20 protein-coding genes are annotated in these 13,531 nt (G+C 31.8%); 5 read left to right on the plus strand and 15 right to left on the minus strand.

Translation table 11 applies throughout. The annotated features are described in order from the left end of the window. Positions 1 to 21: 21 nt before the first annotated feature. Positions 22 to 174, minus strand: a complete 153-nt coding sequence (locus tag DET63_RS30090; protein ID WP_000218031.1) for a hypothetical protein — start codon at positions 172 to 174, stop codon at positions 22 to 24. Between the two features lie 45 nt (positions 175 to 219). Here DET63_RS30090 and DET63_RS01615 point away from each other — a divergent pair, with 45 nt between their 5' ends. Continuing rightward, positions 220 to 558 carry a helix-turn-helix domain-containing protein gene (locus DET63_RS01615; protein WP_113935668.1) on the plus strand — a complete coding sequence of 113 codons (339 nt, stop codon included), beginning with the start codon at positions 220 to 222 and terminating at the stop codon, positions 556 to 558. Between the two features lie 93 nt (positions 559 to 651). Here the strand turns inward: DET63_RS01615 and DET63_RS01620 are convergent, their stop codons facing one another. Both DET63_RS01620 and DET63_RS01625 read right to left on the minus strand, forming a co-directional pair. After that, positions 652 to 1,461: a DNA-binding protein gene (locus DET63_RS01620; protein ID WP_113935669.1), complete on the minus strand. Its 810-nt coding sequence runs from the start codon at positions 1,459 to 1,461 to the stop codon at positions 652 to 654. Positions 1,462 to 1,599: 138 nt separating this feature from the next. Continuing rightward, positions 1,600 to 1,905, minus strand: coding sequence for a hypothetical protein (locus tag DET63_RS01625; protein WP_258550624.1), 306 nt, complete (start codon positions 1,903 to 1,905; stop codon positions 1,600 to 1,602). 127 nt (positions 1,906 to 2,032) lie between these two features. Here DET63_RS01625 and DET63_RS01630 point away from each other — a divergent pair, with 127 nt between their 5' ends. Together DET63_RS01630 and DET63_RS01635 are read left to right on the plus strand one after the other, a co-directional pair. Next, the gene (locus DET63_RS01630) at positions 2,033 to 2,374 is read left to right on the plus strand and encodes a helix-turn-helix domain-containing protein (protein ID WP_033691259.1); all 342 of its coding nucleotides are present in this window, start codon (positions 2,033 to 2,035) and stop codon (positions 2,372 to 2,374) included. Between the two features lie 142 nt (positions 2,375 to 2,516). Continuing rightward, positions 2,517 to 2,825: a hypothetical protein gene (locus DET63_RS01635; protein WP_076868779.1), complete on the plus strand. Its 309-nt coding sequence runs from the start codon at positions 2,517 to 2,519 to the stop codon at positions 2,823 to 2,825. Between the two features lie 93 nt (positions 2,826 to 2,918). Here the strand turns inward: DET63_RS01635 and DET63_RS01640 are convergent, their stop codons facing one another. Beyond that, positions 2,919 to 3,614 carry a hypothetical protein gene (locus DET63_RS01640; protein WP_113935671.1) on the minus strand — a complete coding sequence of 232 codons (696 nt, stop codon included), beginning with the start codon at positions 3,612 to 3,614 and terminating at the stop codon, positions 2,919 to 2,921. Positions 3,615 to 4,008: 394 nt separating this feature from the next. Further along, entirely contained in the window at positions 4,009 to 4,218 is a 210-nt protein-coding gene (locus DET63_RS01645; protein ID WP_113935672.1) for a hypothetical protein, read from the minus strand. A 342-nt stretch (positions 4,219 to 4,560) separates the two neighbouring features. On the opposite strand from DET63_RS01645, the gene DET63_RS01650 reads away from it, so the two are divergent. After that, positions 4,561 to 6,366: a hypothetical protein gene (locus DET63_RS01650; RefSeq protein ID WP_113935673.1), complete on the plus strand. Its 1,806-nt coding sequence runs from the start codon at positions 4,561 to 4,563 to the stop codon at positions 6,364 to 6,366. 205 nt (positions 6,367 to 6,571) lie between these two features. Here DET63_RS01650 and DET63_RS30480 read toward each other — a convergent pair whose 3' ends face one another. Together DET63_RS30480 and DET63_RS30485 are read right to left on the minus strand one after the other, a co-directional pair. Beyond that, positions 6,572 to 6,877 carry a hypothetical protein gene (locus DET63_RS30480; RefSeq protein ID WP_235661769.1) on the minus strand — a complete coding sequence of 102 codons (306 nt, stop codon included), beginning with the start codon at positions 6,875 to 6,877 and terminating at the stop codon, positions 6,572 to 6,574. A 28-nt stretch (positions 6,878 to 6,905) separates the two neighbouring features. Further along, the gene (locus tag DET63_RS30485) at positions 6,906 to 7,340 is read right to left on the minus strand and encodes a ParB/RepB/Spo0J family partition protein (RefSeq protein ID WP_258550625.1); all 435 of its coding nucleotides are present in this window, start codon (positions 7,338 to 7,340) and stop codon (positions 6,906 to 6,908) included. A gap of 188 nt (positions 7,341 to 7,528) precedes the next feature. On the opposite strand from DET63_RS30485, the gene DET63_RS01660 reads away from it, so the two are divergent. Beyond that, positions 7,529 to 7,897 (plus strand): hypothetical protein, encoded by a 369-nt coding sequence (locus DET63_RS01660; protein WP_113935674.1) that lies wholly within the window; start codon positions 7,529 to 7,531, stop codon positions 7,895 to 7,897. Positions 7,898 to 7,944: 47 nt separating this feature from the next. On the opposite strand, the gene DET63_RS30490 is transcribed toward DET63_RS01660, so the two are convergent. The 8 genes from DET63_RS30490 to DET63_RS01695 form a co-directional block, all read right to left on the minus strand. Further along, positions 7,945 to 8,073 (minus strand): hypothetical protein, encoded by a 129-nt coding sequence (locus tag DET63_RS30490; protein ID WP_258550626.1) that lies wholly within the window; start codon positions 8,071 to 8,073, stop codon positions 7,945 to 7,947. Positions 8,074 to 8,235: 162 nt separating this feature from the next. Continuing rightward, on the minus strand, positions 8,236 to 8,898 hold the full coding sequence (locus DET63_RS01665) for a DUF1643 domain-containing protein (protein ID WP_113935675.1): 663 nt from the start codon (positions 8,896 to 8,898) through the stop codon (positions 8,236 to 8,238). A gap of 120 nt (positions 8,899 to 9,018) precedes the next feature. Further along, positions 9,019 to 9,414 (minus strand): hypothetical protein, encoded by a 396-nt coding sequence (locus tag DET63_RS01670; protein ID WP_113935676.1) that lies wholly within the window; start codon positions 9,412 to 9,414, stop codon positions 9,019 to 9,021. 6 nt (positions 9,415 to 9,420) lie between these two features. Continuing rightward, positions 9,421 to 10,119, minus strand: coding sequence for a hypothetical protein (locus tag DET63_RS01675; protein WP_113935677.1), 699 nt, complete (start codon positions 10,117 to 10,119; stop codon positions 9,421 to 9,423). Positions 10,120 to 10,530: 411 nt separating this feature from the next. Next, entirely contained in the window at positions 10,531 to 10,764 is a 234-nt protein-coding gene (locus DET63_RS01680; RefSeq protein ID WP_113935678.1) for a hypothetical protein, read from the minus strand. A gap of 17 nt (positions 10,765 to 10,781) precedes the next feature. Then, positions 10,782 to 11,726 (minus strand): hypothetical protein, encoded by a 945-nt coding sequence (locus tag DET63_RS01685; RefSeq protein ID WP_113935679.1) that lies wholly within the window; start codon positions 11,724 to 11,726, stop codon positions 10,782 to 10,784. Between the two features lie 107 nt (positions 11,727 to 11,833). After that, positions 11,834 to 12,019 (minus strand): helix-turn-helix domain-containing protein, encoded by a 186-nt coding sequence (locus DET63_RS01690; RefSeq protein WP_113935680.1) that lies wholly within the window; start codon positions 12,017 to 12,019, stop codon positions 11,834 to 11,836. A gap of 165 nt (positions 12,020 to 12,184) precedes the next feature. After that, a complete protein-coding gene (locus tag DET63_RS01695; protein ID WP_113935681.1) occupies positions 12,185 to 13,480 on the minus strand; it encodes a purine/pyrimidine permease in 1,296 nt (431 codons plus the stop codon). Positions 13,481 to 13,531 lie beyond the last annotated feature (51 nt).

A 13,531-nucleotide genomic window follows, 5' to 3' on the forward strand; every position in this document is an offset into this window, starting at 1 on the left:
AGCCCTTCCATCATGTTGTGCTTACAATGTATGCACGTCATCCTTGTCCATAGAATCATTTTGTTTCATTACTTCTACTAAAAGTTCCACATATAGTTGAAACCATTTTTGTGCAGCTTCAGGATCATGAATATACGAAATCGATCTGAGTTGAAGCTTCTTTTGTACAGTCATTAAAATCATCACCTTTCGAAACAAATTGCATAGGAGGAATTACTATTGATTACGCAATTAGGACAAACCATTCGTAATTTAAGAAAGCAAAAGGGAATTTCTCTTCAAAACTTCGCTGAGCAAATTGAAGTCTCTCCGGGATATTTAAGTAACCTTGAAACACAAAAAACAGATACCATTTCTTTAACGTTACTCGCAAAATTGAATGAGGAATTTAATTTATTTCCTTCCCTGAATCATACAACTTCTCCTCATCATGAATTACATTTCCGGCTAGATCGGATATGCGAACTACTGAAAACGCTACATGATACCAATCCCGAGTTAGCAAATTATTTTATTTCTCATATTGAACAAGGATTGATATTATACCAAAAGGAATAGTCATCTTATGGTTATTATTACCAATCAAGAACTAATTATTCATTTTAATAAAATTAATTTACAAAAATGAATAAAATACGTTGAAAAAAGAGCCTATTTTCCCAAAACGGCTCTTTTTTCCATATCTTCTAATAACTCTTTTATTACTTTATTATAAAGACGATTTACTTGTGTGGATTTTTCATTTGTTCGTTGATAAATATACCCTTCTCCTTTCTTTATTATCCCCAGATGTTTATCTTCTTTTGGAAATACAAGGTTGCAAAAATCTTGATATATTTGCAATCCCTTCTCTCCTTTTAATGAATATATACGATCAGGAAAGAGTCTTTTAAATTGAGCTCTTAATAATCCTTGAAATGCTTTTTCACCCAAACCCTGGATCCTATTTTCATCTATGTTGCTCAGTGGTTGTCTGTTTTCAATCACTGCGTCCAACTTACTCACTTTTTGTTGCAATAAATCATACTCTTCTGCCACTTGTTCATACGCATCTTTCATCCATTGATTCTGCTTTTGCAATGCTGATATCTCTTCACACATTATATTTACCAAATCACATAAAAAATGAATTTCCTCATCCGTTATACTCTCCCTTCCTTCTACATACTCAACTTCTTCATTTTTTTTATGAAATAAAACTTGTACTTGTTGTTTTACATCATTTATATCTTGAATAAGATGATGATATTCCTGCAAGATTTGACGTAATCCTGGACGTTTTTTATCAATAAATGTGAATAAATCTTCCTCACGAATACTCCATCCCTCTTTTCGATTCTCTGATGGAACTGCTGCAATTTCTAACTTCCGAAGCCAATCCGTAAAGGTTTTATAACTTACTTTTATGTAGTTTTCCTCGAGAACCTTCATCGCTTCTTGAGCATTAATCCACCTGGTCATATCCCACCTCCCTTTATGTCTCTACTAACCTTATGAATGTCATATAACAGATATAACTACACAAAAGTAATATTAAAAATAAAAAATAGGATTTAGCTCTCCTCCAAGTTAAACCCTATTTACATAATCATACTATTGTTATCTTATTAATTTTGATTCGTTCTTTCTTAACCCTATAAATTGTTCATACATACTACCCGATTCGTTTTCTGTATGAACATCAAAACCCCAATACAATTCGGACTTTAGCTCTTCTTCATTTATTCCTATTTCATGACCTAACTGCTGAACTACCTCTAAGACATCTTCATTCCAAAATTCTTCTTTTACTGTTTGACTTAACATGTTTTGAGCGACATCCATTGCTTGAAATATCACTTCTAATCCATATCCCATCCTGCTTATTCCCATTACAATGTATCCCAACGCTTCTGTATCTTTCAAAAATCTCAACCCTTCCACTAATTCATTTTCATAAAACTAATTTATAGAAAGTCTGTTTTCTTTTCCTACTGCATATATTTTTAAAGATAAAATATTTATTTTAGAACTAAATAAGGGAGGTATTTACTTGTTACAGCATCTTGGTCAAACCATTCGAACATTACGAAAGCACAAAGGAATCACATTAAACGAACTTGCAACAAAATTACATGTTTCACCTGGTTATCTTAGTAATTTAGAAACAATGAAAACTGATACTGTTTCACTTACATTTCTAGAACAGATACACAAAGAACTAAACCTGTTTCCTGCTCTCACCCAGGAAACAGATTTACCAAACCATGAACTTACTTTTCGTTTACAACGATTATGTCAAGTATTACAACAGGTCCATGATACACAACCACAAATAGCTCATTACTTTATTGACCATATCGAGAAAGGTATAGAACTGTACCAAATAAAATAGCCATTGGATTCTCATTTTAAACACCTTGTCCTCTTATTATTCATTATTATGAATTAATTTTATAATTATGAATAAATTATAAAAAAATTGGAGAACCTTCTTAAAAGGTTCTCATTTTTCATAATTAAGGAGATGAATCAATATGAAAGAAGAATTACTAAAAGTAGCTAATGACTACCTCGAATGGGTACATGTTCAACTTGAAAGCGATGTTAACTTTATCGGAGATGATTATATTGACACAATAGAAGATATGTTACTAGAAGAAGGAATTTTATATACCCAAAACGATATGACACAAACAATTAAAAGTATTATTTCAAAACTCCAAGATAAATATGGAGTTAATAATATTTTTTATGGCGCCCCAGAACATACTGTTATTGAAAATGGTCGATATGTAACCCTTTATAATCAGTTAATAATTAAAAATCCCAAACACAAAGAATAAACATTAAATATATGCTATTTTCTATCAATGCACATTTTCCAAATTATTACTTTAAACAAAAAAGGATGGCTGTTAATAGCCATCCTTTTTTGTTTACTGATTAATTAAGTTACTTAACACCGGCGTCGTATGAACATAACGTACTGTAAATAACGGATCTAAACGATATTGGAATGTTGTTACAGATCGACCAGTTTGAACCAATTGCTGTACAACTTCTTGAATTTCTTGTCCATTTTCATCGATACCTTTTGTAGCATTCTCATCAATATTACCACCGATTGGAGTAAGTACCGTTAACTTCACTTCGCTGCCATTGATAATCTGTGTACCATCGAACGGCAAACGAATTTGAAATTCATAAGTATCATTAAGAACTGGGAACAATTTATACTCATATTTTACTTCATAAACAAATTGTCCATTTTCAAGTTGAGCAATTTGTTGTAATGGAACACTTACTAATGATGAGCGTAATAACAAACGTGCGATGTCACGCTCTGTCCCTACCACATCTCCAGCTTTAGCAACATCAATTACATCTTCTGTACCTTCTAATAATTCAGTTTCACGATACGGGCGGAATTCTAAACCTTGATTTTGAATTAATGCCATAGCTTCCTTCGATAATGAGCTACCGTTAGGAACATAGTAATTTTCTGTCAAAGGTCCATTCGTCACTATAGTTGTACGAACCATAACCTCATCAAATTTACCACCATTATAACGCGAACTACCATTTACTACTACCGTTGCTTCTTGTGATACTAATTGTACTACTTCTGACATACCTGATCACTTTCCTTTCCAAATTTATGATAGAAAGGACCACCTGAAAGCAAAAAACACCCAGAAACCAATTCACAAAAAAGATTAAACATACGAACGAAACACGAACACTTTTTGACAATTCCGTGACAAACATTGCGTTTCTTTATGTTTTCTTGTAGTATACAAACTGTCATGTTTTAGTATACGACCATCTTTTATGGAAAAGAAATACTAGTTATTTGTATTTTCCATTGGTCCATTTTCATTATAATTTGTTTGGTCAAATAAAGTCAAACACAAATACAAGTATAACATTAGTTTTTTAATTCTGAATATTAAAACTAATGTTATACTTGTATTTTTATACGTAGATTTCCAACATAGCACTTTAATTAAGTAAATCGCACTCTAATTACATATAGAATAGTTCATACATTTTATAAACAGAAAACAAAAACATCGCCACTGTACCATATGGAATAAAAGCCCTAGGTACATTACATTTGTTTAAAATTGCAACACCTAATAATGCAATCAGTAGTGGAATAAATAAAATTAATGCTAACTGCATAGCTAGTTGATCAAATACAGGCTTTAATACCTCAATCTTTATAATATCCACAAATTATCCTCCTTATTAAAACTTATTATAATTATATAACGATTTAACATTTAAATTCAATTAATTATTAAACTCCCTATAAGAATACTTATCTTTAACCGTTTTCGTTTCACAAATTCAATTCAACCATTTGTAACCTCAATTTTTCAAACCTAATTTTACTAAGTAGCCACAGGTGGATATAAATATTTCTCTTTTCTGAAACACAATGATTCTAGTATAATAAGTTTAACAAAATAAAAATTAGAATTTTACAAATTAAAACAAGATACCTACCAATCCCTCTAAAAAGAGCAGCAAGAATCAATTTAAAAGAAAAAATTATAAAAAGGATGTTGAAATATGAGTTCTATAAGTTCCATGCCTTGCGCAGCAAAAAAAACCTCCTCAGGTTGGATAACAGTGAGTGCAGAAGAAATCGGGGAAATTAAATTAAAATATGGCGATAAGCATCCATCTTACATAAAAATAAAAGATTCCTTCCGTTGTCACGGTTGTTATGAAACCTGGCAAGAAATCTATCACCGTGAACCCTATGAATACGAAATTCCTACATTGACACATCGCGTATCACAAGAGAAAGTTGCCTTTAGACTCCGTCGCACTAAACCTTCAGAAGCAAAAAAACACGAACATATTAAAGGCTGCTATTATAATGACCCAACAGATTATTATAAAGAACTGTCCGATACCTTTGATTATATAGAAATTGCAAAAAAAGCAACCGCCCGTCTTACGATATTAAATCAAATGAATCAAATATTAAAACCGAAAATTAAAACCTCCATGAAAACTTTAGGAAAACACAATACACATAGATCTTCACACCTACAAACATTTGGTGCTCTACAGGACATTTACAATCGTTACCAAGAAAGTTGGGGAGAATTATCTGTTATAACAGAAGATAATGAAGAGAAAAAAATAGAAGATTTATTGCTATCTCCCGATGAAGCAATTGCTTCATCCAAACAATTTCCAAACAAAATTGCAATTATATATGGAATAATACAAAAAGTCGAGCCTCGTAATAACGGTGGATATATCAATATTATATTTAAACAAGGCTCAAATAAATCCGAGCGTCCATTCCGTTTGTCTGTATCACCTTATCATATTTATAATGAAATAGATTTAAAATGCCTAGAAAACAGAAAAATTGGATGTTACGGACGTTTAAATCGTAATCAAAGCTTTTCACAAATAGAGTTATTTTCTTTACATCATCAAATTGTATTTTTAGATTTACAAAAAAGTGAGCCTTGTCCTTTTAGAACACCTAGTATTAATATCGATCGAATTCAAAAATTACTTACGCGCACAATGGAGTTTCATCATTGTAAACTTCAATCATATCATCCTGAAATGTTTAATTTTTATAAACAAGCTCAATCGAATTTTAAGAAAATAAAACAAACAGTTCAAAAAATCCAACAAAAACACCAACTTCTTTTTCAGGAAAAAGAAATGAAAACCCAGGAGAAAAACAGTATGTCTGTCCGTCATAACACATTATTAATTGACATGGCAAATATAAAAAAGCACCTTCGCATTACAAAATCCAAAATCAAAGAAACAGAAAAACAATTCAGCAATAAATTCCGTAAATGGACTCGATTTATTTATGCTGGATCTGAATCAAAAGAAATGCAAGAATTAAAATCTGAACAAAACAACTTAATAACACAACTAGATTCTTATACAAGACAAAAGCAAAATGTGGAAGCTAATATTACGAACTTAGAAGCTGCTATATCTAGTATAGAATCTTCTATAACAGACTTAGAAAAAAAACATACTTCTGCATTAAATACTTTCAAAGAGATTAAACGCGGAGTCGAGATAGAAAAACAATGGAAAGCACATATTGAGCAAGATTTTTGTCTTCTTTACCATCAAGAAAATAAAAATCTTTGGATGGCTATTCAGATACAACAGAATCCACAACCAAAAGAAGCTCTTATCTTCACATGTAAGTTTCTATACAACAATCCAGATTACACAGATCGCATTTACCCTGAAGAAATATTGACTATTATATTCGATACACCTTCATACGATTTAATGATTTACCAAATAATACAGAAAAAGCTAAACCAAAGTTTAGGACAATCACCATTAAAGAGACATCTAATTCCTCATAAATGAAAAAATTTTTGACCAAACATAAAAACGAGAAATTATGTAACATACATGTTTCTCGTTTTTAGCAAATAATAATTCTACTTACAAACTGCCCCCCCTCTAACTTATTACCAACCATCTTACCTTTTTATTTATCCTATTTTTCATCATTTTCAATTATCACGAGTAAAAAACATAAATGTAATTCTCCCTTCTCCTCACTTTCCATCTAGTTCGGCAACCTTGGAAAATTATCATTATCATCTGGACCTCTTCCCCAATGAGAAAGCTCTTTTTCGATTTCGTACTGTAACATACTTATTAACACTGTTTTATAGTCCATCATTTTCAATATATATTGCCACTGTGATTCAATGTCATACAGTTCATAAAATCTTGTTAAATTCAACAACCACTTCACTTTACGTAACTGATCATGATTTAAGCGCGCAGGGTTTCTCTTGTCTAATATCACTCTCTCATATAAACGATATTTTAATATATCCGAAACACATAAACGCCTTACTTTGTCCACTAAGGGTACACAATTTAATTCATAAGCCTTATGGGATTTCCGGATGAAGCAAATACCGTTCCAAATCCTTAGCTTTTACGCCTACTCGTTTTGCAATTTCCTTTATGCTTGTTCCTTTATCTAACAATGTAGAAATGAAAACCGATTTCCCCATCCAATCACTTCTAGAATCATGAAACATATTTTGTAACAGCTGCACCATCTGTTCGGTTCTATCCGAAAAAGGCTTGATAATACAATCGACGGTACTTAATCCCGCTTCCTTATATGCCTCATACGCTACATATCCTGATAGTAAATAATATCTTTTGTGATTTGGATCTTTCTCCAAAACTAGATATTTTGACAGATTTCCACCATTCCGTATGCAACGTACCATCCTTTTCTTAACCGTTTCAGAAATACTTTCTGTGTATATCGGTACAATTTGTTTTAGTCGAATAGTCATAAGCCTCCCTTTCATGCTCTCTTCCTTCTTTCTATGTATGTTATTTCTTTAATGTATGAAGAGATAATTTTGTCTCATGACTGTATAACACAAACAAATAAAATTTCATTTTAATAAAAATATTTTATATAGATGAATATTTTTATTAAATCTGGAAAGCATGATGGATAGGAAGAATCCTTATTACTTTAGGAGGCTCTTTAATGAAACTTCTCACATTAAACACCGGCATACGAAACACACAATATTCAGATGTTGAATCCCTTATTAAATTTTTTGAAGGAGCTAAAAACTATGGTATTCTTTTTTACACAGCTGATTTAAAAAACTTGTCCTTGAATGAACCTTTCCATATTTATCACTATTCAAGAAAAGGTAGCGGCGGATATCAATTGGCTTTTCCTATTCCAAGCACTTTGTATCACTCGCTAAAAATGAATCATTACTCTTTGAAATGGCTAAACATCTTTTATCAATTATATTATCAAAATACGCCTCCACCACCTTGGCAATGGAAGTATTGGGATACTTATATAGGTGAAAATCACGTATGGATTTATAAAACTGAATAACCATTTCTACTACGTTATCCTCTTCGGCAAAATAAAAAAACTCCCGATTAACTAGGAGTTTTTTTGTCTTGCTGTTTTATAAAATACATTTCTAGCGCTTCAAGAAACGCTTTTTCAATTTTCATCTTACCGTACATTTCATTGCCTAGCTTAAGTGGGGATGTTTTTATTGTCATGAAGCATCACCTCATCACCACTATATGCAATCTTTCTTTACGGACTAACCTCTATTTTTAAATGTTTCCTGCAAAAAAACAAGAAATATCACATATTCTAGATAACGATCCATGTTCATAATTTATTTTATACCAACTTGTACACAAAATTCCAATCACATTCTAATGAATAATGGTGGCTCCTAATCCATATAAATCTTCGTGTCCTATTGTATATAATCCTATAAGCTGCTGATTCCTAGTTCCTGCAGGGTGTCTAGGATCACCAGTTTTACGCAGGATAGATTCTGTATCGCTTACTTCAAAAGTCTTCATACATATCTTTTTACTTGTTGTGTACCCTATTACTTTCAATGCTCTGTCATGATGAAAGATATACGGTATCGTACTTTCACCAGGTAACCCCCAAGCTAGAACAACATATTCACATTTCTCAATTTTCTCTTCTAACTGCTTCTGGTTCTCTTTCATTAGGCTAGTCAATTGATCATCCTGATGAAGTTCACGTATTTTTTGATATGCTTCCTTTGGTCTTGGACTACATATGGGAAAAAGATTTAGTATATGTATTGTCCCCACTTTATTTTCTATCTTTTGATTCTGCAGTGAAAAAAAATCAATTACTTTGTTAACAGTTCTATCGGAAATGCTTGCATCTGCATCAGAAGGATTCATCATTACAACTGCAATTTCCATCCCATTATTGACACCTTTTAGAGGAATACTCAAATAAGTACGAATCCAAATATTATTGTTCTTACTAATTTGTTTTCTATCGGTATTAATATCTAAAATATTAACTATACTACCATCATAATGCTCCATAGCAAATCCCTTCCCCTATTTAAAATAACGCTCACTAAATTAATAACCATATTTACCCACCTAATCCATTCACATTAATGATCCTATAATTAAATACCATTTAAGAAGTCACCAACATTTTCAATCTCTTTCTATATATTCACTAATTATTTTATTTATATAATAAGAGTCCTTAGACTTAATAAATTTATATTTCCCCTTTTTTGTCACCTTATAAAGATCTAGTTCTATCTCTTCTTCTTCAATTTCCTCAATAACAATATTTAAAAGATGCCTCCTTTCATACTTAGACAAATACTTCCAATGTTTCCCCAAAAGTTCTTTAAGCGTAAATACTTGTCCTTCAGTATATTGCTTTAACTCGTTATTAATAAATACCAAGTAATTATTTTCCAAATTCCCACCTAACAGCTTTTCTCTAATATACGAACTTAATGTTAATTTTAAATCTGAAGAGATTTCAATTAGCGCGTCCTTCTCTTCCGTAGACAAACGCACAACAATTCTTGAATCCATTGTCCCTTATCCTCCAATTCGCTTTAATTTCTTCTGATTTTCCTTCTTTCCTATTTTAATAATTGCTTTATAGTCAACTTTAAGATTTATATACATTTTCCCATGAATTTTATCTATATACTTATTTTTAGTAAATTCATATTTACTACACAGCCTACGGTAGATGTATGTTATAAGATATAACAACATGTTATCGAGATGTCGTATGTCTTCTTTTTTTGGATATTGCTTGTATGACACTTGATTATCGTGAATTATTGCACTTGAATCAAGATATAACTCAATACAGCTAATAGGCATCTGGGCAAATTTGTTAATCCTACGATTTCCATCGCTTCTTTCCAAAAATTTTAGACGTTCCTTTTTTTCCTGAGAACCAATGGACCCTCTTAAGTAATCACGGGAATTTTCTAATGCACGTCGCTCAGAATCCTTATCTAAATAATTTGCATATCCTTCTTTTTCTATTAAATTAATTATATTTGCACATATTTCAAAAATTGGTCGACTATATTTTACAATCATATACTTTTCTCTAGACTTTGGAAGCATATTTTGTTTAACCTCAATAGAAAGCCTTCCAATTCTTTCTAATATATATTTATCCTCACTATCAGTTCCTTTAAACATAGTTTCAGTTTTAATCATATTTCTTAACTTTATCAATCTTTTACATATTTTTCTATATACCTTTTTCCGTTTCATACAGTTCACCCCACTAAGAAAGTAACACAAAAATAACATTATGTGTATACAAAAGTAACACATAACTTTAGAAACATCAACTTTACAATTGTAATCCCATTTGATTTTACATAAAAATAACTCTTCATACCAAAGCTTGTTTTATACTATTACAGCATTTTTTGATCATGATCCCGTTCTAAAAATCTTCTGCATCATTAATGGAAATAAAAAAAAGATGGATCTGTTAAAATACCGATACCATCTTAGTAAATGTTTAATTTTTCATGCTCATTTTATTAAATTACAGTATCCATGTTATATGATTACAACCCCAAATCCCCCTAATTTCCCTTCTACTATATCAACAAGTTCTACACAATAATAATATATTTAATTTCTACAAAGACCATCCCTATAAAACATTAAGCATCAATTATTCAACTGATCTCGTTGCTGTTTTAGAAAGTCTATAGCATTTTTATTTTTCCGATATGTGTTCATAACACTTGGATTCCCTTGTCTCAATAAACCTGCGGCATGACCCTTATAACTATCATTAACACCTTCTGTTGCGTAAATAACACTATCTAAAGTTCCCTTTACTGATAAACCTTGTGGGTTCACATTATGTGTGTGTTTCGATTTATTTTTTTGCGCCTTCATTGTATTCTCCTCGCCTTCTATTCTTCTGAACGAACCATACAATCAAATTGAGTTAATATTGGTTCTAAGATTTCTGTATCAGAAAAGTTACCTGAGTTTAATTTCTTTTTTGCAAAGGATTCCACATTCTTTTCAGAAACCTTAATACTTTCATCTTTTTGATGAGGAACTTCTAATTGCATATGATTCATAAGTAAATCAATTTCATCATATGGTTTTATTGGATCTGGCTCTCTAGGAGTCGCCCCAAGTTCTCTTCTCCTTCTTTGCTTCTTCTTAATTTCATTTCGCTTCTTTTTTGTATATGTGTTAATTTCCTGCAAAATTAACACATACTTATTCTCTTTAATATTTTTGCTACCTTTTGAAACTTGTTGTTCATCAAATATATAGAATATAAAATCAATCAATTGATCAATTGATTCTTTTCTACATATCTCTAGATGTTCACCCATAACCTTAGCTCCTAAATTAGTTTCATACTCCTTTAGAAAATTAATTTGATCTACTAACTGCTGAATTAGTCTTTTTTTTATTTTGCAATTGTTTCTAATACATTCGGCACTTACTTCTTCAAGCACTTTGTAAACTCTCTTCTCTACCTTCTCTACATCAATTTTTTCCGAAAAATTCATATTCCGTAACTTAACAAAAGCCACTGGCTTTTCTGCCTTTCGAACAATATCCAAATATCCTTTTATATTATCATTTTGATTATACAAATAATCTAAAATCATCCTTACATAATGAGAATCATAATAGTTTGAAGCGATATTATGCACTTCAGTTAATATTTCTTTGACATTTTTCACATTGATGGCATCAGGAAAATAATCAACAAATAACATTTCATTAAAATTATCCGTGCTAATCGCATGCCATTCTTTGCTTATATAAATTACATCAATAAATTCCTTCCACTTGTTCCATCTCCAATGTCCCTCTACATTTGAAATTTTCATTATTATTCCCTCTCCTTTTATTCCATTATAATAAAGATTCTAATAAATGAAATGAAATCTCTGTCCCATTTTCGGCACCACCTCATGACAAATTATGAACACAAGCATCAAACACAATTATCTTCTTTGCAAACACTACACATCACGTTTGAGATGTGATTACGTACTGTTTTTTCACTTATAAACAGTTCACCTGCAATTTCCTTCGTTGTTTTATCTTGAACCAGTAATTCAAATACTTCTCTTTCTCTCTTTGTGAGTAACGGTTTAGATTGATACGCTTTTTCCTTCAACTGGTATAACCCTCCTTGCTTAAGCCAGAGCTGTATATGTGTAAGTTGGGTGTTTATTTAGTCAAGATATTGTATGAACGAAATGTGCAGGTGGTGAATGAAAATGGGCTTTATTTCTTATGTTATTTTAGACTTTTATACAGTGCGTACACTCTTTTTATCCACTTACTTTTCAGTACGCCATATTTGTTCTAGTAATATGCTGACAACTGTACCTACGAACAAGCCATTTCCGAATATATATTGCATCACAGACGGCAAGGATTGGAGTGCTCCAGACGGTAAAAACATAACACCACTTCCAAATAATATAGCAACTCCTAAAATCGTTATATTCCTTTCGCTCATTGGCACTTGTTTTATATTATGAAACCCAATTCCAATTAACTGTACGAACGAAGCCATTAAAACCGCAGATGCGACCGCGGATGGCAGAGAGGCTAAGTAGCGGATAATACTTGGAAATAGCGACATACCGACTAATAGTACACATGCAAATAAGAATGAACGCATGTACTTTTGATTTGTTAAACGTATGAAACCTGCCGTTGCTGGTAATGGAACGACACCTACAGTTGAAAACAAAGAGGAAATCATATGCGAAATCCCTCCGACCCACGTACCATTTCTCAACTGTTTTTGTTCAATAGTCGCTTTATGAATCGTAGCTTGATTGATTGCTATAATAGCTGCCACTGTATTTGAAACTAAAATACATACCATAACGAAACTTGATACAGCCATACCTGTATTCCATTTTGGAATTCCCCACGCGAATATATGTGGAAGTTGCACAAAATGAGTTACTTGAGATGGGATCGTCACTTTTCCTGCAATGAGAAAAATAATCCAGCCACTAATTAACCCTATTAAAACCGCATAACTTTTAACAAACCCTTTTCCGAAGTTGGAGAGTATGACTACGAATAAAAATATGCCAAAAGCAATTAATGCTGTAAATCCATCAATTTGAGAAACAGTAGCTGTAATTCCTAGCATTCCTTTTAAAAATACACCACTTAATTGTAAACATAATAAAAGTAAGAACGTCCCTGTCACGAGCGGCGTAAATAAAAATAAAATACGCCCGATAACTCCCGTTACTCCTAGCGCTATTAAAACAACTCCCGCAACCATCATTCCTAATTCTAAAATTTGCAATGTACTATGTAATTGATCCTGCCCTACAGTTGCATAAGCAAGCACGGTAAATACACCAACCCAAGATCCAGCTGGTCCATCCGCAATCGGAAGCTTATGTCCAAGCCATCCTTGTAAAAAAGAAGATATACCAACTACGAAAAACGTACGCTGCATTAAATAAAATACTTCTTCCGTCGTAAGATGAAATAATCCGCCAACAACAATTGGTAGCGCGATTGAGTTTGCTAATAAAAAAATAAACCATTGCAAAGTTCCCATAATATGATTTTGATTATGTTGATTGTCCAAACTTTTCATCCCTTCTTGCTTCCTTATAAGGAAGTATAGTACTTCCCTGTTTCTACTAAA

Source organism: Bacillus sp. DB-2, assembly GCF_003315125.1.
GTDB classification, from domain to species: domain Bacteria; phylum Bacillota; class Bacilli; order Bacillales; family Bacillaceae_G; genus Bacillus_A; species Bacillus_A mycoides.